At 71.7% G+C, this 18,294-nt stretch carries 27 protein-coding genes and 1 pseudogene; 19 read left to right on the top strand and 9 right to left on the bottom strand.

Features of this window, described 5'->3' with window-relative positions; translation table 11 throughout:
• Positions 1-181 precede the first annotated feature (181 nt).
• Positions 182-655: a peroxiredoxin gene (locus tag G3I40_RS31915; protein ID WP_164306098.1), complete on the bottom strand. Its 474-nt coding sequence runs from the start codon at positions 653-655 to the stop codon at positions 182-184.
• 149 nt (positions 656-804) lie between these two features.
• On the opposite strand from G3I40_RS31915, the gene G3I40_RS31910 reads away from it, so the two are divergent.
• Entirely contained in the window at positions 805-1,011 is a 207-nt protein-coding gene (locus tag G3I40_RS31910) for a hypothetical protein (RefSeq protein WP_164306074.1), read from the top strand.
• A gap of 86 nt (positions 1,012-1,097) precedes the next feature.
• Positions 1,098-1,325, top strand: a complete 228-nt coding sequence (locus G3I40_RS31905) for a hypothetical protein (protein WP_164306097.1) — start codon at positions 1,098-1,100, stop codon at positions 1,323-1,325.
• 62 nt (positions 1,326-1,387) lie between these two features.
• Here G3I40_RS31905 and G3I40_RS31900 read toward each other — a convergent pair whose 3' ends face one another.
• Positions 1,388-2,134, bottom strand: coding sequence for an IclR family transcriptional regulator (locus G3I40_RS31900; protein ID WP_164306096.1), 747 nt, complete (start codon positions 2,132-2,134; stop codon positions 1,388-1,390).
• A gap of 175 nt (positions 2,135-2,309) precedes the next feature.
• Here G3I40_RS31900 and G3I40_RS31895 point away from each other — a divergent pair, with 175 nt between their 5' ends.
• The 10 genes from G3I40_RS31895 (at position 2,310) to msrA (ending at position 8,797) form a co-directional block, all read left to right on the top strand.
• Complete coding sequence (locus G3I40_RS31895) at positions 2,310-3,464, top strand: amidohydrolase/deacetylase family metallohydrolase (RefSeq protein WP_164306095.1); 1,155 nt, start codon at positions 2,310-2,312, stop codon at positions 3,462-3,464.
• A 41-nt stretch (positions 3,465-3,505) separates the two neighbouring features.
• Complete coding sequence (locus G3I40_RS31890) at positions 3,506-3,901, top strand: hypothetical protein (protein WP_164306094.1); 396 nt, start codon at positions 3,506-3,508, stop codon at positions 3,899-3,901.
• 23 nt (positions 3,902-3,924) lie between these two features.
• Entirely contained in the window at positions 3,925-4,293 is a 369-nt protein-coding gene (locus G3I40_RS31885; protein ID WP_164306093.1) for an SFCGS family glycine-rich protein, read from the top strand.
• On the top strand, positions 4,290-4,625 hold the full coding sequence (locus G3I40_RS31880; protein WP_164306092.1) for a DUF4312 family protein: 336 nt from the start codon (positions 4,290-4,292) through the stop codon (positions 4,623-4,625). The genes G3I40_RS31885 and G3I40_RS31880 overlap by 4 nt, the downstream gene beginning before the upstream one ends.
• Before the next feature lie 4 nt (positions 4,626-4,629).
• The gene (locus tag G3I40_RS31875; RefSeq protein WP_164306091.1) at positions 4,630-5,418 is read left to right on the top strand and encodes a DUF4311 domain-containing protein; all 789 of its coding nucleotides are present in this window, start codon (positions 4,630-4,632) and stop codon (positions 5,416-5,418) included.
• Positions 5,419-5,431: 13 nt separating this feature from the next.
• A complete protein-coding gene (locus G3I40_RS31870) occupies positions 5,432-6,175 on the top strand; it encodes a DUF4310 family protein (protein ID WP_164306090.1) in 744 nt (247 codons plus the stop codon).
• 29 nt (positions 6,176-6,204) lie between these two features.
• On the top strand, positions 6,205-7,305 hold the full coding sequence (locus G3I40_RS31865; RefSeq protein WP_203645164.1) for a DgaE family pyridoxal phosphate-dependent ammonia lyase: 1,101 nt from the start codon (positions 6,205-6,207) through the stop codon (positions 7,303-7,305).
• Positions 7,302-7,565: an HPr family phosphocarrier protein gene (locus G3I40_RS31860; protein ID WP_164306089.1), complete on the top strand. Its 264-nt coding sequence runs from the start codon at positions 7,302-7,304 to the stop codon at positions 7,563-7,565. Before G3I40_RS31865 ends, G3I40_RS31860 begins: the two co-directional genes overlap by 4 nt.
• A complete protein-coding gene (locus tag G3I40_RS31855; RefSeq protein WP_203645162.1) occupies positions 7,562-8,200 on the top strand; it encodes a bifunctional 4-hydroxy-2-oxoglutarate aldolase/2-dehydro-3-deoxy-phosphogluconate aldolase in 639 nt (212 codons plus the stop codon). The genes G3I40_RS31860 and G3I40_RS31855 overlap by 4 nt, the downstream gene beginning before the upstream one ends.
• 75 nt (positions 8,201-8,275) lie before the next feature.
• The gene (gene msrA, locus G3I40_RS31850) at positions 8,276-8,797 is read left to right on the top strand and encodes a peptide-methionine (S)-S-oxide reductase MsrA (RefSeq protein ID WP_164306088.1); all 522 of its coding nucleotides are present in this window, start codon (positions 8,276-8,278) and stop codon (positions 8,795-8,797) included.
• 123 nt (positions 8,798-8,920) lie between these two features.
• Here the strand turns inward: msrA and G3I40_RS31845 are convergent.
• Positions 8,921-9,133, bottom strand: a pseudogene (locus G3I40_RS31845) (DUF4073 domain-containing protein); the annotation flags it as partial.
• A gap of 189 nt (positions 9,134-9,322) precedes the next feature.
• Between G3I40_RS31845 and G3I40_RS31840 the strand changes: the two are divergent.
• Positions 9,323-9,733, top strand: coding sequence for a hypothetical protein (locus G3I40_RS31840; RefSeq protein WP_164306087.1), 411 nt, complete (start codon positions 9,323-9,325; stop codon positions 9,731-9,733).
• Positions 9,734-9,746: 13 nt separating this feature from the next.
• Here the strand turns inward: G3I40_RS31840 and G3I40_RS31835 are convergent, their stop codons facing one another.
• Positions 9,747-10,361, bottom strand: a complete 615-nt coding sequence (locus tag G3I40_RS31835) for a TetR/AcrR family transcriptional regulator (RefSeq protein ID WP_164306086.1) — start codon at positions 10,359-10,361, stop codon at positions 9,747-9,749.
• A 132-nt stretch (positions 10,362-10,493) separates the two neighbouring features.
• Here G3I40_RS31835 and G3I40_RS31830 point away from each other — a divergent pair, with 132 nt between their 5' ends.
• Positions 10,494-11,228 (top strand): SDR family oxidoreductase, encoded by a 735-nt coding sequence (locus G3I40_RS31830; RefSeq protein ID WP_164306085.1) that lies wholly within the window; start codon positions 10,494-10,496, stop codon positions 11,226-11,228.
• A 90-nt stretch (positions 11,229-11,318) separates the two neighbouring features.
• Here the strand turns inward: G3I40_RS31830 and G3I40_RS31825 are convergent, their stop codons facing one another.
• Positions 11,319-12,683, bottom strand: coding sequence for an FAD-dependent oxidoreductase (locus tag G3I40_RS31825; RefSeq protein ID WP_164306084.1), 1,365 nt, complete (start codon positions 12,681-12,683; stop codon positions 11,319-11,321).
• Between the two features lie 167 nt (positions 12,684-12,850).
• Here G3I40_RS31825 and G3I40_RS31820 point away from each other — a divergent pair, with 167 nt between their 5' ends.
• Positions 12,851-13,276, top strand: a complete 426-nt coding sequence (locus G3I40_RS31820; protein ID WP_164306083.1) for a GNAT family N-acetyltransferase — start codon at positions 12,851-12,853, stop codon at positions 13,274-13,276.
• Positions 13,277-13,327: 51 nt separating this feature from the next.
• Positions 13,328-13,984, top strand: a complete 657-nt coding sequence (locus G3I40_RS31815) for a maleylpyruvate isomerase N-terminal domain-containing protein (protein ID WP_164306082.1) — start codon at positions 13,328-13,330, stop codon at positions 13,982-13,984.
• Positions 13,985-14,036: 52 nt separating this feature from the next.
• Here G3I40_RS31815 and G3I40_RS31810 read toward each other — a convergent pair whose 3' ends face one another.
• On the bottom strand, positions 14,037-14,636 hold the full coding sequence (locus G3I40_RS31810) for a TetR/AcrR family transcriptional regulator (RefSeq protein ID WP_164306081.1): 600 nt from the start codon (positions 14,634-14,636) through the stop codon (positions 14,037-14,039).
• 110 nt (positions 14,637-14,746) lie between these two features.
• Between G3I40_RS31810 and G3I40_RS31805 the strand changes: the two genes are divergently transcribed.
• A complete protein-coding gene (locus G3I40_RS31805; RefSeq protein ID WP_164306080.1) occupies positions 14,747-15,319 on the top strand; it encodes a hypothetical protein in 573 nt (190 codons plus the stop codon).
• A gap of 27 nt (positions 15,320-15,346) precedes the next feature.
• Here the strand turns inward: G3I40_RS31805 and paaI are convergent, their stop codons facing one another.
• Both paaI and G3I40_RS31795 read right to left on the bottom strand, forming a co-directional pair.
• Positions 15,347-15,763, bottom strand: coding sequence for a hydroxyphenylacetyl-CoA thioesterase PaaI (paaI, locus tag G3I40_RS31800; RefSeq protein WP_164306079.1), 417 nt, complete (start codon positions 15,761-15,763; stop codon positions 15,347-15,349).
• A gap of 91 nt (positions 15,764-15,854) precedes the next feature.
• A complete protein-coding gene (locus G3I40_RS31795) occupies positions 15,855-16,775 on the bottom strand; it encodes an AraC family transcriptional regulator (RefSeq protein WP_164306078.1) in 921 nt (306 codons plus the stop codon).
• A gap of 121 nt (positions 16,776-16,896) precedes the next feature.
• Here G3I40_RS31795 and G3I40_RS31790 point away from each other — a divergent pair, with 121 nt between their 5' ends.
• Positions 16,897-17,694 carry an SDR family oxidoreductase gene (locus G3I40_RS31790; protein ID WP_164306077.1) on the top strand — a complete coding sequence of 266 codons (798 nt, stop codon included), beginning with the start codon at positions 16,897-16,899 and terminating at the stop codon, positions 17,692-17,694.
• Between the two features lie 16 nt (positions 17,695-17,710).
• Here the strand turns inward: G3I40_RS31790 and G3I40_RS31785 are convergent, their stop codons facing one another.
• Entirely contained in the window at positions 17,711-18,091 is a 381-nt protein-coding gene (locus tag G3I40_RS31785; protein ID WP_164306076.1) for a PPOX class F420-dependent oxidoreductase, read from the bottom strand.
• A 51-nt stretch (positions 18,092-18,142) separates the two neighbouring features.
• Between G3I40_RS31785 and G3I40_RS31780 the strand changes: the two genes are divergently transcribed.
• Positions 18,143-18,294: SDR family NAD(P)-dependent oxidoreductase (locus tag G3I40_RS31780; RefSeq protein ID WP_164306075.1), on the top strand; the 152-nt coding region annotated here is incomplete at its 3' end.

Below are 18,294 nucleotides of genomic sequence, written 5' to 3'. Positions count from 1 at the left end.
GGTCGCCGCCGCGACGGTGAGAGCGGCGCAGGCGAGCAGGGACGCGGCCCCCGCCCGGGGCCGGCGCCCGCGGTCCGCAGATGCTGTCGGTGCAGTGGTGAAGGGCTTCACGCGCAACCGGGTTCCCACGAACGCGCATCCGAATCGCGGGGTCTCACGGGTCGCGAGGGCGCGTGCGCGGTTACTGGGCGGTCGTGCGCAGCGCCGCCAGTGCACGGTCCGCGTGCGCGCTCATCCTGAACTCGCTGCGCACGACCTCCAGTACCCGGCGGTCGGTCCCGATGACGAAGGTGGCCCGCTTGGTCGGCAGCGGTCCGAAGCCGCGGGCCACACCGAAGAGCCCGCGCACGGCGCCCTCGGGGTCGGACAGCAGCGGGAACCCGAGTGTGTGCCGGCCCGCGAACTCGCGCTGGCGCTCCACCGCGTCCGAGCTGATCCCCACCGGCTGGGCGCCGACCGCCGCGAACTCCGCCGCCAGATCCCGGAAGTGGCAGGCCTCGGCGGTGCAGCCCGGCGTCATCGCGGCGGGGTAGAAGAACACCACCACCGGGCCCTCGGTCAGCAGCGAGGACAGCGACGTGGGGGCGCCCGTCTCGTCGGGAAGGGTGAAGTCCTCTACGACGGAACCGACTTGGATGCGGGGGGACGCGGACACGGAGGCTCCCGGCGACGCTGGTGCTGCGGAACAGGACAGCCGAGATCCTACTCGGCGGTATGACCGGTGGCCGGCGCGGCGGCGTTGTGCCCGAACGGAGCGCGCCCCGAAGGATGTTGACGGGGCCTACCAGCGGGTAGGGACGGCTCATGAACTCGCATGACCGGAATGTGCAGACGGCGGCGGCCGCCGCCGAGTTCCTGGCCGGACAGCAGGTCACCGAGAAGCGCTGCGGAGGTTGCGGCACGGTCGTCGCCGGTGTCAACGGCCGCTATGCGTGCGGCGCGTGCGGCTGGATCAACCACTGGTCGGACGGCGACACCAGCCTGCCCGGCGCGCAGGAAGATACGCCGTGACCCCTTCTCGCTGGTGTAAATGTGGTGCGTCATTGGTGCTCTTGTGGTTCACTTGAGGTGCCGTTCACGCATCAGGAGGCCGTACCATGACAGGACATCCCGAACATCCGCCCAGCGAGCGCTTGTCGGTGACGCTCGTCCCCCCGGCCGTTGTCGCGGTCAACGAGCTGTCCGAGACCGGCCGCGTGAGCAAGGCGGACGTCATCAACCGGGCCGTGCTGCTCCTGGGGTTCGTGGAGCAGGAGCGGGCCAAGGGGCACGAGCTGATGATCCGTACGACGGACGGCGGGCTGGAGCGCATCCACATCCTGTGACGGTGGAGCGCGAACAGAAGGGGCGGGCCCCGCGAGGAGCGGGTCCGCCCCTTTTCCGTGCCTCAGAGTCTGCGGGAGACGTCCTGTGCCGCCTGCTTGACCGCCGGGGCGAACTCGCCCAACTGGCTCTCCGTGACGAGGAAGGCGAGGGAGGAGACGGAGACGGCGCCGACCGCCGTGCCGTCGGCGTCGCGCACGGGTGCGGCCAGGGAGCAGATCGCCTCGTCCGCCTCCTCGTAGTCCGTGGCGTACCCCGCCTCGCGAATCGCGGCCAACTCGTCGAGCAATGCGGCACGGTCGGTGTGGGTGCGGGCGGTACGCGCCGGCAGGCCCGTCCTGCTCAGGATGTCGGCGACCTCAGCGGGGGGAAGGTGGGCCAGCAGGGCCTTGCCCGCCGCCGTGGCGTGCAGCGGCAGCGGCGTGCCGACGTCGGTGGCGATGCGGTACGCGTGGCCCGGGTCGACCTTGTGCGTGTACGTCGCGTGGTCGCCGCTGAGCACGGCCAGGTGGACCGCCTGCCCCAGCCGTTGCTGCAGGGCGCGTAGCACCGCGTCGATCCCCACCGCGTCGTCGGCGAGTACCTGCGCCGCGAGCGCGTGCAGTTGGACGCCGCAGCCGTAGCGGCCCTCTCCGTCGGGTGCGGCGTAGCCCTCCTCGACCAGAGTGGCCAGGACCCGGTGGGCCGTCGCCTTCGGGACGCCGGAGCGCTCCGCGATGTCGCCCAGCCGGTGCGGCCCGTCGGCGCGGGCCACCGCATGCAGCACTCGTAGCGCCTTGGCGACGGAATTCGCGGGCTTGCTCGGTTCCATTGACCCTCCGAGGAGAAGCGGACTATGTTGCCAATCGATCCGTACAGCGGAACGTCATTCTACTGTACGGAACGCGCACAGGTTCTCCTCGTGGTGCCCGCGGTGCAGGCCCGGCTCGATGCCCCGCCCGTCCTCGCACGCGCACCACTTTGACGCTCGGGAAAGGCGGCCGTCCATGGCTGTACACGGATCTTCCTCCGCGCCCCCGCATTCGTTCGATCTCGTGGTGACCGGTGGGCTGTTGGCCGATCCGCTGCGGCCGGAACCGCAACCCGGTGACCTCGCCGTGCGCGACGGCCGGATCGCGGCGGTCGGCGCCCCGGGCACCCTCGACGGCGCCCGCCGCCTCGACGCCGCCGGACTGCTTGTCGCCCCCGGTCTGATCGACCTGCACACGCACGTCTACGCACCCGGCACCGACCTCGGCGTCCCCGCGGACGAGGTCGGCGTCGGCCAGGGCGTCACCACGGTGGTGGACGCGGGCAGTTGCGGCAGCGACAGCTGGGACGACTTCACGGACAACGTTGCCCGACCGGCCGCCACCCGCGTGCTGAACTGGCTCAACATCTCCCGGCACGGCCTCGTACAGGGGCGGCGCGAACTGGCGGGCGGCCCCGGCGACATCGACGAGGCCGCCACCGAGAAGGTGCTGCGCGCCCACCCCGAGCGGGTGCGCGGGCTCAAGATACGGATGAGCTCGTCGGTCCTCGGCGACAGCGGCCTCGCCCCCTTGAAAGCGGCCAAGCGCGTGGCCGCGCGGGTGGGCCTGCCGGTGATGGTCCACGTCGGCAACGAACCCCCTCATCTCGGCGACGTACTCGCCCTGTTGGAGGAGGGCGACGTCGTCACCCACGCCTTCCACGGCAAGCCCGGCGGCCTCTTCGGCAGCGAACCGCAGGCGCGGGCCGCCGTGGCGCGCGGTGTCCGTCTCGACGTCGGGCACGGCAGCGCCAGCTTCTCCTTCGCCACCGCCGAGCGGGCGCTGGCCGCGGGCTTCACCCCGCACACCATCAGCACCGACCTCCACAACCGCAACACCGAGGGCCCGGTGCACTCCCTGGTGGAGACCCTCGACAAACTGCTCGCGCTCGGCCTCACCCCGCAGCAAGTGATCCGCTGCTCCACCCTGCACGCCGCCCAAGTCATCGGCATGGAGGCGGAGTTGGGGACGCTGGCCATCGGGGCGGCCGCCGACCTGACGCTGCTGCGGCTGACCGAGGAGCCGGTGACGCTGACCGACGCCGACGGCGCCACGCGCCGGGGCACCCACCGACTGCGGGCCGAAGCCGTCGTGCGCGACGGCGGCGTGCGGACGCTCCGGTCCCCGTGACCCATCCCGAGACACCGACCGAACCATCGAAAGGCCCGTGCATGACCACCCCCCTGATCGAACGGCTGGCGACGGCCGTCCGGGACACCGCCCGTCCCGTCACCGACGAGGACCGGGCGGACCTGACGGCGTTCCTCCCGCTCGCCCAGGTCTACGCGCAGACGTGCGGCATCGCCTTCGACGAGTCACGATCCCTCGCGCTCGCCGTCCACGCGCTCGCCTTCGTCCGCAGGGTCCGCGACGCCGAGCACCTCGACGCGCTCGACGACCAGCTCGCCGCCGAGGTGGCGCCCGGCCGCATGGCCGCCGTCCGCAGCCTCCTCGACACCTACTGCACCGCCCGCGACTTCCCCGTACGGGACACCGAAGTCCTGCTGCTCGCCCTGCACTTCGAGGCGGCGGCACAGCTCCAGCACCACTCCACCGCGCAGGCATGACCGACCCCTCAGGGAGCACCGCCATGACAGTCAAGATCGTGATCGGACACCGGCTCGGCAAGGGCCAGGCGGTCGCCGACGGCGTGCGCGCCGCGGGGGGCGAGCCCGTCCTCATCCCCGGCCCCGGAGCCGACATGAAGGTGGGCGACGTGATGGCCGCCGAAGGCGCGGTCCTCGGCATCTCCTTCTGCGGCAGCGGCGGCGCGGGCGCCGTCACCGCCAAGGCCAAGTACGGGCACGACATCGAGTTCGGGATGCGCTCGCCGCAGGCCGGCGTGACCGCCGTCGAACAGGGCCGCACCGTCCTCGGCTTCGGCTTCCTCGACAGCGAGGAACTCGGCTTCAAGGTCACCCAGGCCCTGCTGAAGAAGCTGGAGAAGGAGGCCTCGTGAACCAGTCCCGCCACACGCTGCGGCTCAGCGGCTCCGGACCGACCAGGGACAAGGCGTTCGCCACCGCCATCGGCCAGGTGCAGGCCGAGGTCGGCAAGCGCACCGACGGGGTGGCCTTCCGCGTGGAACCCCTGGACCTCGACGTCGTCTCGGCGGTGGAACACCGCTGGACCGAACGGTTCCTCGGCTTCCTCTTCCCCCGCACCCGCCGGCGCTTCGAGATCACCCTGCGCGTCGACGTGCAGGTGGCCTCCCTCGATCTGGACGCCCTCGACTTCCCGGTGCGCGAGGAACGGCTCACGCCGCTCCAGCACGCACTGCGCCTGAGGTGACCCGATGAACCAGACCCTCACCGTCCTCCTGGAGTCGCTCGTCATCGGCGGCCTCATCGGCTTCGGCGCGAGCGCGGGCGTGGCCCGCATGTTCCACGCGCCGAAGGTCCAGGGCATGGGCGCCTTCCGTACCCTCGGCGAACTGAACGCCTGTCAGAACGACCCCGTCGCCCACTTCTCCTTCGGCCTCGGCTTCCTGTTCAACGCCTGGTCGAGCGCGGTCGGCACCGGCGCGCTCACCGGCGACGTCGACCACCGCATCGTGCCGCACTGGACGGCGTCCGTCGCGATGGTCAAGAACCGCAACCTCGCCGAGACGCTGCACAACCCGCGACGGATGGCGCTGACCGGCACAGTCGTCGGCATGGCCCTGATCACGCTGCTCAACACCACCGCCGCCTCCATCCCGCACTCCTTGCAGGACGTCGCGGCCAAGGTGCTCGGACCGGCATCGGAGTGGCTGATCAACCCGGTGATGCCGATCATCTTCTGGATGGCGGCCGTCGACGCGGGCCGGCGCACCGGAGCCTGGGGCACCGTCCTCGGCGGTCTCGGCCACCTCGTCATGGGCAACGCGGTCCCGGGCATCGTGCTCGGCATCGTCATCGGCAAGGGCGTCGACGACCTGGGCTGGACCAAGGTCACCAAGTCCCTGGCCGGCGCGGTGATCGTGCTGTTCGCGGCCAGCACCGTGCTGCGCGGCGCCGACCTCACCCTGCTCCAGCAGCTGAAGGTCGACATCCCGCACTGGCTCCTGCAGTTCCACGACGCGACCGGCACCAAGCCCCAGTGAGGCAGGCAGCGACATGACCGAGTCACCGACGACATCGACCGCCGCCGGCGGCATACCCGCCCAGAACTCCGGCGCACAGCAGCCCAAGGGCGGATTCCTGACCAAGGTGCCGGGCGAGGGCAGCTTCTGGCTCTCCGAGTGGGCGTTCCCCGTCTTCGTGGCCTGCCTGGCCGCGGGCATCTTCACCGGCACGCACCTCTATTACGTCTACCACACCGGCGTGTTCAACGAAGTCGCCGTCGTCTCCATGCTCAAGGCCGGTATGGAGGGCGGCAGTTACGGCGCCGCCGCCGCGTTCGGCGCGGGCTTCCTGTTCGCCCGTGTCATCGAGGGCCCCATGGTCGGCATCCTCGACATCGGCGGCTCCCTGCAGACCGGCGTCGGCATCGGCATCCCCGCCATGCTGCTGGCCGCCGGATTCACCGCACCGCTCCAGCACTTCTGGCTCGCGATCCCCGTGGGCGCGGTGCTCGGCGCGCTGATCGGCGTCGCCATCCTCGTCATCCGCCGCGCCACGGTGAACTCCACCGGCGGCACCTCGACGTTCGGCGCCGACGTGATGATGGGCGCCGGCAACTCGGCCGGACGCTACCTGGGACCGCTCGTCATCATCTCCGCCGCCACCGCGTCGCTGCCCGTGGGCATCGGCTCCACGATCGGCGCGGCCCTCTTCTACAAGTGGCAGAAGCCGCTCACCGGCGGAGCCATCATCGGCGCCATGATCGCCGGCCTGTTCTTCCCCATCCCCGGCAAGTGAGCGCCCCCCACCCAGCGCAAGGACACAGTGTGCACACTCTCCACCACGACCTCGGCGTCCCTCCGGCGATCAACGCCAGCGGAAAGATGACGGCGCTCGGCGGCAGCGTCCTCGGCGACGGCGTCATCGCCGCGATGAGCGAGGCGGCCCGCCACCACGTCGTCATGGACGACCTGCTGAGGGCCGTCGGCCGCGAGATCGCCCGGGCCACCGGCACCGAGGACGGCTGCCCCACCACCGGCGCCGCCTCCGGCGTCGCCATCGCCGTCGCCGCCGTGATCGCGGGCACTGACCTCACCCGTATCGAAGCACTGCCGGACCCCGGCGACGCACCGTGCGAGGTGATCCTGCCGCGCGGCCACTCGGTCCACTTCGGCGCGCCGATCCGGCAGATGATCGCTCTCGGCGGCGGCCGGCCCGTCGAGGTCGGCTCGGCGAACAAGACCACCGCCGCGCACCTGGAGGGCGCCATCGGCCCGCGCACGGCAGCGCTCCTGTACGTCCAGTCGCACCACGCCGTGCAGAAGGGCATGGTCTCCCTCGCCGAGACCGTCGAGGTCGGCCGCCGGCACGGCATCCCGGTCCTCGTCGACGCCGCCGCGGAGGAGGACCTGCGCCACTGGCCCGCCACCGGGGCCGACCTCGTGATCTACAGCGGCGGCAAGGCGGTCGGCGGCCCCACCTCGGGGATGATCTGCGGCAGCGCCGCGCGCATGACCGCGTGCCGCGCCCAGTACGGGGGCATCGCACGCCCCATGAAGGTCGGCAAGGAGACCCTGTTCGGTCTGGTGCAGGCGCTGCGCGAGTACGGCGCTGCCGAGCCCGGCGGACACGGACCGCGCATGGAGAAGCTCGCGGCGCGCCTCGCCGCACTGCCGGGCATCACCACGCGCGTCGTGGCCGACGAGGCCGGACGCGACATCCACCGCACCGAGATCACCGTCGACCCCGCGGCGGCCGGCCGCGACGCGACCGGGCTCGCCGCCGAACTCGCGGCGCACGGCGTCCACGTACGGGACCACCAGTCCGTCACGGGCCGCCTGTTCATCGACCCCCGACCGCTCCGCCCCGACGAGGAAGAACGCCTGGTGAACCAGCTGACCGCACTGCTCCAGGGAGAAGCGCGATGACCGTCGTCGAGCGCCGCCTGGTCGTCACCGAGGAGGCCGGCCTGCACGCCCGTCCGGCCGCCGCGTTCGCCCAGACCGCCGCCCGCAGCGCGGCCGAGGTGACCGTCGCCCGCGAGGACGGGCGCGAGGTCCCCGCCCGCAGCGTGCTGTCACTGATGACCCTCAACATCCGCTGCGGCGACGCCATCGTGCTGCGCGCCAGCGGCGCCGACGCCGAGTCCACCCTCGACGCCCTCGCCCGTATCGCGGACCCCGCATGACCGGCGCCGCCCCCACCCACCCGGAGACCGCCATGAGCCCGGCCCCCGCCGACGTCATCGCAAGGCTGCGCGCGGCCCGCGTCACCCCCACCGTGCGCGAGGCCGACGCCGACACCGCCGACCGCGTCGCACGCACCCTCGTCGACTGCGGCCTCACCGCCTTCGAGTTCACCGCCACCACCCCCGGCTGGGAGAAACTCGTCGAGACCTGGTCGCGCGAGGCGCCCGAGGTCACGCTCGGCCTCGGCACGGTCACCTCGCCCGAGATCGCCGAGCGCGCCCTGGCGGCCGGGGCCGACTTCCTCGTCAGCCCCTTCCAGGTCCCGGAGGTGCGCCCCGTGGCGGACGCCGCCGACCGCCTCCTCGTGGAGGGCGGCCTGACCCCGAGCGAACTGCGCACCGCGGCCGACCGCGGAGTGGCCAAGCTGTTCCCCGCCCACGTCGGCGGTCTCGCCTACCTGAAATCGGTGCTGTCCGTCCTGCCCGGCGCCCGCATCATGGCGACGGGCGGCGTGAGCGTGGACAACGCGGCGCAGTGGCTGGCCGCGGGCGCGTTCACCGTCAGCATCGGCAGTGACCTGAGCAAGGGCGACATCCGCGAGAACGTCGCACGCCTGAGGGCGGGAATCGGCTGACGGCACCACGTGTTACCCCTTCGTCGGACCAGGAGCACACTGGTCCGGACGTACCGACGTGGGCAGGGAGTTTCAATGACCGTGGGAACCGAGAAGGCAGTGCTGGCCGGAGGCTGCTTCTGGGGCATGCAGGACCTGATCCGACAGCGCCCCGGAGTGGTGTCCACGCGCGTCGGCTACAGCGGCGGCGACACCCCGAACGCCACGTACCGCAACCACGGCGACCACGCCGAGGCGATCGAGATCGTCTACGACCCGTCGGTCACCAGCTTCCGGGACCAGCTGGAGTTCTTCTTCCAGATCCATGACCCGACGACCCGGGACCGGCAGGGCAACGACATCGGCCGCAGCTACCGCTCGGCGATCTTCTACGCCGACGAGGCGCAGCACGCCGTCGCCGTCGACACCATCGCCGACGTGGACGCCAGTGGCCTGTGGCCGGGCAAGGTCGTCACCGAGGTGGCACCGCTCGGGGACTTCTGGGAGGCCGAGCCCGAGCACCAGGACTACCTGGAGCGCTACCCCGACGGCTACACCTGCCACTTCCCGCGGCCGAACTGGACGCTGCCCAAGCGCTCGCAGCAGGCCGCCGGCTGACCGGCACCCCGCATCGCACCTCGGCTCCGGCCCGTAACCGACGGTCCGGAGCCGAGGTGTGTCGGAACTGAGAGCCGCCAGTTCCGAGGGGTGTCAGATCCGTGGTGTCAGGTCCATGGTTGGTCAGATGCGTGTGTGCAGGGGCACACTGACCTGCTTCAGCCACGTGCCGGTCGCGAAGTCGCGCGCCCTGACGACGACCCGGTCGCGGTGCACCTCCACCTGGAGGCCCTGGTTGAACGCGCCGGAGACCGCGCTCTCGCCGCCCTGCCCGTTGTCCGTGTACCCGGTCTGCACGGCACCGGTGTTGAGGACGGAGAACCCTTCGGGATTGGCGGGTCGTTCCTCTCGACTTCCGCGCGGGCCACGGCAGTGGGGCCCGCGCTGTGGACCAGACCCGTTGTCTCTACGCGACCAAAGGGGCGCCCGGGTGAACACCTTCCGACGGGCGGTAGCGTTCTGCTCGGCGCCGATCGGGGGGACCGACCGTAGCGCTGAAGTGCGGTGTGTGGGAGGGAGCCGGCGATGGTGGAGTGGAGATGGATCGGCAGGGGTGCCCGGCAGGTGCCGCAGCCCTGGGCGACCCCCCTCATCTGGACGGTCGCCTACGCGGGTGCCTTCGCGGTCGTGGCCCTGTTCGACGTGCTCGGTCTCCTCGACCGCACGGGCTTCGCGCTCCTGCTCCTGTCGCTGCTGGCCGGACTGCTCGGCATGCGGGGCCGCTTCACCGCGGCGCCCGGCACCGCGCTGTTGTGCTGGGCCTGCCTGAACGTCCTCGGGACCGAGCCCACCGGGGAGATCTCCTGGGCCACGCACCGCGACCCCGGTTGGATGGCCTGCCTGCTGGCCGCCGCGGTCGTGGGCACGGTCGCGGGACGGATCCTGCACGCGCGTGCCGCCTACCGCCGCGTCACTCCGTTCGACGAACCGCTCTAGTCCGCCGGTGGGTTCAGACGCGTACGCCCCGTATGAGGTTGTCGACCAGTGCCTGTGCGAACTCCTGCGTGACGGGGACGTTGGGCAGCAGCAGGCGGTGGTAGCAGGCGCCCCAGAGCTGGTCCACCAGGACCTCGGGGTCGACGTCGGCGCGTAGCTGTCCGCGCGCACGGGCCCGCAGCATCGTCTGTACCGCCAGCTCGCGCCGGGGTCCGGAGTAGCGCGCCAGGAGAGCGGCGCTCAGGTCGGGGTCGGTCTGCGCCTGGCCGATCAGTTCGGCGATCACCCGCCCGGCACGCGTCTCGGTCACGACCCGGACGAACGCGCCCAGTTGGGCCCTGAGGTCGGTCTCGAGGTCGCCGGTGTCGGGAAAGGTCAGTGCCGACTCGACGGCGTGGAAGTAGCCGTCGAGCGCGAGCGCGCCCTTGGACGGCCACCACTTGTAGAGCGTGGTCTTGCTGACGCCGGCCGCCTCGGCGACCGCCTCGATGGTGAACGTGGCCATGCCCCGGTCGAGCAGGAGGGCGCCCGCCGCACCGAGGACGTCCGCACGCACCTCGCCGGCGGGCCTCCTGCCGCGGCCGCGCCGCACCCGCGGGACCGCTTCATCCCGCGCCTGCTCCACCATGCCCGACCTCCCGCACCGACTCCGACTGGACCGCCCTCACCCTGGCATATGGACGGTGCGTTCACAACGTGGTTATATGGACTAGTCGTCCATTACGAGGTCCGTGGCAAGTCCCTTCACGAGGAGCGCACCATGTCCGAGAACACACGCGTCGCACTGGTCACCGGGGCCTCCGGTGGCATCGGCCGCGCCGTCGCCCGGCGCCTCGCGGCCGACGGCATGGCGGTCGGCGTGCACTACGCGGGGAACAAGGCGGCCGCCGACGAGACCGTCGCCGCCGTCGAGTCCGCCGGAGGCCGCGCGCTCGCGGTGACCGGCGACGTGGCCGACGAGGTGGCGATGGCCGAGGCGTTCGACCTCGTGGAGCGTGCCTTCGGCGGCGTCGACGTCGTGGTCCACACGGCAGGTGTGATGACCCTGGCCCCGGTCGCCGAGTTCGACCTGGACGCGCTCGACCGCATGCACCGCACCAACATCCGCGGCACGTTCGTGGTGGCGCAGCAGGCCGCGCGCCGCGTCCGCGCGGGCGGCGCCGTCGTCACGTTCTCCACCTCGGTGACCCGCCTCGCCTTCCCCGCCTATGCGGCCTACGCGGCGAGCAAGGGCGCCGTCGAGGCGATGACCCTGGTGCTGGCCCGCGAACTGCGCGGCCGCGACATCACGGTGAACGCCGTCGCGCCAGGACCCACGGCCACGCCGCTGTTCCTCGACGGCAAGGACGAGGAGACCGTCGCCCGTCTCGCCGCACAGCCCCCGCTCGAACGGCTCGGCACGCCCGAGGACATCGCCGAGTCGGTCGCCTTCCTCGCCGGGCCCGGACGCTGGGTCAACGGCCAGGTCCTGTACGTCAACGGCGGCATCGCCTGAACGACGCGGCGCGGGCCGCGGGCGGGCATCATCGGATGTCCGCCTGCGGCCCGCGCGTCGTTTCGGTGCGGGTCGGCTACTGCCGCCCGCTCACGCCTCGCTCGCGTCGAGCATTCCCTCGCGCTCGACGATCTTGACGCGCTCGCGGCCCTGGGGCTCGCCGAGCGCCTTCTCCGCGGCGTCGAGCCGGTACCAGCCGTCCCACGTGGTGTACCGCACGCCGCGCTCGCCCAGGAAGGCGTCGACGGCCTCGGGGGCGGGGGAGGCGGGGGTGTGCAGACGGCCCTCGGCGTGGTCGTCCAGCAGGTTGGCCACGGTCTCGTTGGCGTCGCCCTTGGTGTGGCCGATCAGACCGATCGGGCCGCGCCGGATCCACCCCGTGACGTACGTGGACCGAAGGTGCTCGCCGGTCTCCTGGATGACGCGGCCGCCCTCGTCGGGAACGGTGCCCGAGTCCACGTCCCAGGGGAGCTTGGGCAGTTCGTCCGAGAGGTAGCCGACGGCGCGGTAGACGGCGCTGACGTCCCAGTCGGTGAAGGAGCCGGTGCCCTTGACGTTGCCGGTGCCGTCGAGCTCGGTGCGCTCCGTGCGCAGGGCGACGACCCGGCCGTCCTCGCCGAGGATCTCGGTGGGCGACTCGAAGAAGTGCAGGAACAACTTGTGCGGGCGCGTGCCCTCGTCGCGGATCGCCCAGTTCTCCAGGGTCTTGGCGACCATGTCGGCCTGCTTGTTGCCGCGGCGGGTCGCGATCGAGCCCTCGTCGTAGTCGATGTCCTCGGGGTTGACGACGACCTCGATGGTGGGGGAGTGGTCGAGCTCGCGCAGCTCCATGGGGCTGAACTTCGCCTGCGCCGGACCGCGACGCCCGAACACGTGGATCTCCCGGGCCTTGTTGGCCTCAAGACCGGCGTGGACGTTCGGCGGGATCTCGGTCGGCAGCAGCTCCTGCGCCGTCTTGGCCAGGATGCGTGCGACGTCGAGCGCGACGTTGCCGACACCGAGCACGGCGACCTTCTCCGCGTCGAGCGGCCAGGTCCGCGGCACGTCCGGGTGCCCGTCGTACCAGGAGACGAAGTCCGCCGCACCGTAGGAACCGTCGAGTTCGAGGCCCGGGATGTCCAGGGCGCGGTCGGCGGTGGCGCCGGTGGAGAAGACGACGGCGTCGTAGAAGCTGTGCAGATCGTCCAGGTCGATGTCCCGCGGGTAGTCGACGTTGCCGAAGAGGCGGATCTGCGGCTTGTCGAGGACCTGGTGCAGGGCGGTGACGATGCCCTTGATGCGCGGGTGGTCGGGGGCGACGCCGTAGCGGATCAGTCCGAAGGGGGCGGGCATGCGCTCGAACAGGTCGATGGAGACGCCGGGTTCGGAGGCCACCGCGGACTTCAGCAGAGCGTCCGCGGCGTAGATGCCGGCGGGGCCCGCGCCGACAATGGCGACCCGCAGGGGGCGAGACATGATCTGGTTCCCTTCGAAGGACAGCGACGTGCTGAAGAGATCTTAAAGTAAGGCAAGCCTTAGTTGGCAGGCGGGTCCCGTCTATGGGCTCATAAGGTTGAGTTATGAGAAGTCATAAGTGGGCTTTTGCTTGGAAAATCCAAGTCATCTGACTAGGCTGTCTGTCCATGATCAGAACCAGGGCTGACGGATACGAGCTCTCCACCGACCCCGATCGCATCGACGTGGACCTGGTGCACCAGTGGCTGTCGACCGACGCGTACTGGGCGCACGGGCGCACCAGGGAAACCGTCGACCGAGCGGTGCGCGGCTCCCTGAACTTCGCGGTCCGCGACGCGACCGGTGTGCAGGTCGCCTATGCGCGCGTGGTCACCGACCGGGTCACCTTCGCATGGCTGTGCGACGTGTACGTGGCGCGTGAGCACCGCGGCAAGGGCCTCGGCACCTGGCTGGCCCAGGCGGTGCGGGACGAACTGACGCCCGAGGGGATCAAGCGCGTCCTGCTGGCCACGCGCGACGCGCACGGGGTCTACGCGAAGGCGGGCTTCACGCCCGTCCCGAACCCCGAGAACCTCATGGTCCTCACCCCATAGGGGCGGGGATTGTGGTTGTCCGCCCGCCCGCCCCGGCCTTACGGTGCCGAAGTGGATCCCTTCTTGCGCTCATGGGCGGCCCTGCGGGCGGCGGTCGCCGATCTCCCGGACGAGGACTTCGCACGCCCGTCCGGCTGTACCGGCTGGCTCGTGCGTGACCTGGCGTGCCACCTGGTCATCGACGCCCAGGACGTCCTGATCACTCTGGTCACCCCCGAGAGCGGCGAACCGACGGTGGACGCGGCCACCTACTGGGAGCTGCTCGCCGAGCCGCCCACCGGCGACGACCCGCTCGACGCGCTGATCCCGCGGCTGGCCGCGGCGTACGGCGAGCCGCGGTGGCTCAAGTTCCACCTGGACGACGTCGGTTCCGCCGCGGGCCGCGCCGCCGAGCTCGCCGACCCCGCGCTGCGCGTCGGCACCAAGGACCAGGTGCTGACGGCCGGCGACTACCTGTCCACGTACGTTCTCGAGTGGACTTTGCACCACCTCGACCTGATCGCGCATCTGCCGTCGGTCGCCGGTCCGCCCGCCGAGACCCTCGCGGTGGCCCGGGCCCTGCTGGAGGAGATCGCCCACAGCCCGTTCCCCGCTTCGATGTCGGACGCGGACGCCCTGCTGGTCGGCACCGGACGGCGCACCCCCACTTCCGCCGAGACGGCCGCGCTGGGCGGCCTCGCCGCCAGGCTCCCGCTCATCCTCGGCTGAACCGCCCCGGCGGGGCGACGGTGCGGCCGAGAGCCCGGGCCCGGGGCGGGAGTCAGGCCGACGACGGGGCTGCGGAGCGCGCCCGCACGATCCCCTCGACGCCGTCCAGGAAGGTCTCGGTGATCGGCTGGGGGTCGGAGAGGCAGCCGGCGGCCATCGCTCCGTCCCGGAGCATGACGAAGTGCCGGCCCGCGGGGCCTGCCGGGGTGTCGCCGATCTGTGCCAGCAGCTCGGTGACGGTGTCCAGGAACCACTGCCGGTGCGCGAGGACGGCCCGGTGGATCGGGTGCGCGGGGTCGGGGTACTCCGCCGCCGCGTTGAGGAAGGCGCAGCCCCGGAAGCCGTCGGAAGTGATGCCGTCGGCGATGGAGCGCCCGACGGCGCGCACCTTGTCGCTCGCGGACCGACCGCTTTCCCGGGCGGCCGAGACCTGGGCCCTGATGCCTTGGTCGGCCTGGTCGAGGTAGGCGAGGACGAGGTCTTCCTTGCCGGAGAAGTGCCGGTACAGCGTGGCCCGGGTCACCTGGGCTTCCTCGATGATCCGGTCGATGCCGACGGAGTGGATGCCCTCCGTGTAGAAGATTCTGACCGCTGTGCCGAGCAGCCTCGCCCGGGCCTCGGACGGGCTGCCGCCCTTTGTGCTCCGACTCATGGGATCCACCCTACCAATGAGTGAGGGAGAACGTTCGGTCTTGACAGGGAGAGGCGATGCTCCAATGATGAGGAGACCGAACGTTCTCCCTCAAGGAAGCCGGAAACGCCATGGACACCTCCTTCGTCGACGCCACCTCCACGACCCCGGCCGGCGCCCCGACGGCCCTGCGCAAGCTGTACCTGGTGCGCTTCGGATTCGCCGCCGTCTGGGCCGCGCTGTTGTTCGCGACGGCCGACACCCTCGGCCCGTTGAGCGTGACGCTCCTGGTGCTCTACCCCCTGTTCGACGCGGCCTGCGCGATCGTCGACCTGCGCTCGGCCCGGGAGGGCGACAGGGCGGTGAAGCGGCTGTACGTGAACCTCGCGCTCAGCGTTCTCGCCGGCATCTCCCTCGCCGCCGCTGCCGCCTCCGGAATCCCGGCCGTCCTGCAGGTCTGGGGCGTCTGGGCCGTCACGGCAGGCATCACCCAGCTCGTCGTGGGCGTCGCCCGGCGCCGGATGGGCGGGCAGGGGGCGATGATCGCGAGCGGCGGCATCTCCACCCTCGCCGGCGCGTCCTTCGTCGTCCAGGGCGGCAAGAGCGGCGCCACGCTCACCAATCTCGCGGGCTACGCCTTCCTCGGCGGCGTCTTCTTCCTCGTCTCCGCCCTGCGCCTCAAGCCCGCTGTGCAGAAGGTCTGAGCCGCGGGTGCATCGGGGCCGCTCGTCCTATGTGCTGCGCAGGGTGCGGCTGCGGCCCCGGAACTCGGCGATGACCTGCTCGCCGCGTCGCACGCTCACGTCGTAGATGCCGCTGCGGCCGAACCGTGTGCGCTCCCGGGCGGTGGCCAGCAGGACATCGCCCTCGTGCGCCGGGGCGATGAAGTCGATGTCGGCGGCCGCGGCGACGGTCACGGGCCCGTGGGAATTGCAGGCGCAGGCGAAAGCGGTGTCGCCCAGCAGGAACAGATAGCCGCCGTGGGCGGTTCCGTGGCCGTTGACCATGGCGGGGGACACGGTCATCCGGACCACCGCCGTCCCCTCGCCGTGCTGCACCAGCTCGATGCCGAGCCCGCGCGAGGCCTCGTCCGCGGCGAACATCGTCTCGACCGGACCGGGTGCCGAACCCGGCACTGGAGTCGTCATCTGTCCTACCTCTCACGCCGACCGAACATTCGGTCAACGTAAGCCAGCGGGGCCACCGGGTGTCAAGAGGGATCACAGGGCGAACTGCGCTTCACGGCTCCGGACGGAACGGACCTGCACCACTGCCTCGCTGCCGCAGTTGCTCGCGCAGCCGCGAGGCATCCGCCGCGGGCGTGCGTCCGTACAACTGCCGGTAGTCGCGGGAGAAGTGGGGTGCGCTGCGGTAGCCGACCGCGGAGGCGGCCTGGGCCGCGGACTCGCCGAGCACGACCATGCGGTGCTGGGCCTCGCCGAGCCGCAGCCGCTTGAGGTAGTGCCCGGGCGTCATGGACGTCGCCTCTTTGAAGCGCCGGAACAAGGTGGGCTGGCTGGTCCCGACGGCCGTGGCGAGATCCCTCATCGACCAGGGCTCGGCCATCCGCTCGGTGAGCAGCCGCGCGGCCCGGGGCACGACCGGATCGCCGTCGTCGAGGGCGGCGAGGGCCCGGGGAGCCTGATCGGTCTGCAGGAGGCGCAGCACGATCTCCCGTGCGATCAGCGGGGCCAGGACCGGGATGTGCTCGGGTTCGTCGAGGAGGCCGACCAGGCGGGCGAACGCGTCGGCCAGGGCGGGTGACCAGGTACCGAGGCGGCCCATCGGCGCGGGGGCCTGTCCACTGCGCGGCATCGCGGCGGCCACTTCCGCGACGAGCGCCGGGGCCAGCTGCCATCGGGCCGCGAGGAAGCCGCGCTGTCCGGCGGTGTCGACGACGCCCGACACGAGCGGCAGATCGACCGGCGTGACGATGAACCGTTCGCGGCCCCAGACCTGGTCGTCCTCGCCGACGATCGTCCGCTTGCGTCCCGCGAGCACGCACGACAGGGACGGCGTGTAGTGCTGATAGGCCAGCCCGGTCGGGGCGGTGACGTGGCTGAGCCGCAGTCCCAGAGCGTTCGCCGATGCCGTGTCGTCGACCCGTCGCGACACGACGTCGGCCGCGCGGTCGAGGCTGCGGGCCGTCGCTTCGTCCATCCGCTCATCCAACCCCATCGCCGGCTGATCCTCCTGGGCGCGGGAGCCCGGTGGAGGATCCGGCAAGGGATTGATCGCGTCAGGCAAGGGCCGGGCCCACCTGCGGTTCGACGATGGAGACATGCGAACGAACGAAGAGATTCTGTCCTCCCTCCCCCTCGATGACGCGCTCAAGGGACGCACTGCCCTGGTCACCGGGTCGTCGGGCGGCATCGGTGAGGCCATCGCGCGGGTGCTCGCCGCCTCGGGCGCCGAGGTCGTCGTCAGCGGCCGGGACGCCGGCCGCGCACAGGACGTGGTGAGCGCGATCGCGCAGGCCGGGGGACGCGCACACGCGCTCACCGCCGACCTGGGCGCCGAACCGGACGAGATCCGCGCCTTCGCCCGACGGGCCCAGGAAGCGCTCGGCGGTGAGATCGACATCCTCGTCAACAACGCGGGCGTCTATCCGGGGTTCCTCACCGACGCCGTCACCGACGAGGAGATGCAGGCACTGTGGGCGACGAACATCCGCGCCCCGCATGTCCTGGTCGCCGCTTTGGCGCCGCGGATGGCGGAGCGGGGATCCGGCACCATCGTGAACATCGGCTCGTGGATGGCCCGGGTGGGCGTCCCCTACAAGGCGCTCTATCCGGCGACCAAGGCGGCCGTCGAGCAGTTGACCCGCGCCTGGGCGGCCGAGTTCGGCCCGCGCGGCGTCCGGGTGAACACCGTGGCGCCCGGAGCGACCGCCACGCGAGGCACTGCGGCGAGCGCGGACCAGCTCGCCGAGATGACCAGGGCGACCCCTGCGGGCTCGCCCGTGCGTCCCGTCGACATCGCCTACGCGGTCCGCTTCCTCGCATCCGACGAGGCGGTGTTCGTCCACGGGGCGACGCTCGACGTGGACGGCGGGATCGCCGCCACGCGCCTGCGCTGAGGCGAGCCGCCTTCGGTCACAGCGTGACGGCGATGCCGGTCATCGGCTGGCGCCGCAGGCGAAGGAGCTTGGCGAAGCCGTTCCCGACCCGCGACATCACGTACCTCTTGGCCAGGAGCCCCCGTGCCGCCTCGGTCTCCGCCTCGTCGAGCAGGCGCGCGGTGCCGGGCAGTGCGGTGGCGTCCGAGGCCGTGCGGCCGCGGACGTCGCACGCGGTGACCGTCACGGCGCTGTTGTTACGGATCCGCTTGACCTTCCAGGACCCGGAGGGCGTCACGACGAGGAGTTCGTCGCCGTGCGGCACGTGCCAGACCGGAGTGGAGACCGACGTGCCGTTCTTGCGGTAGGTCGTGAGGCTGATGTGCTTGCTGCGACGGATCTCATCGAGGGCTGACATCCCCGCAGCGTATCGGTGCACGCGCGCGTTGCCGCCAACTAGGTTGACGGCATGACAGTTTCAGGTACCACGGGTACGGCCCTGGTCACCGGTGCGTCCCGTGGACTCGGCGCCGTGATCGCCCGGCGGCTCGCGGCCGCCGGGCACCCGGTCGCCGTCGTGTACCGGTCGGACGCCGCGGCGGCCGGTGCGGTGGTGGCGGA

This window comes from Streptomyces sp. SID14478 (genome assembly GCF_010548525.1).
In the GTDB taxonomy this organism is placed as follows: domain Bacteria; phylum Actinomycetota; class Actinomycetes; order Streptomycetales; family Streptomycetaceae; genus Streptomyces.
This window is presented reverse-complemented; position numbering and strand designations above follow the sequence as displayed.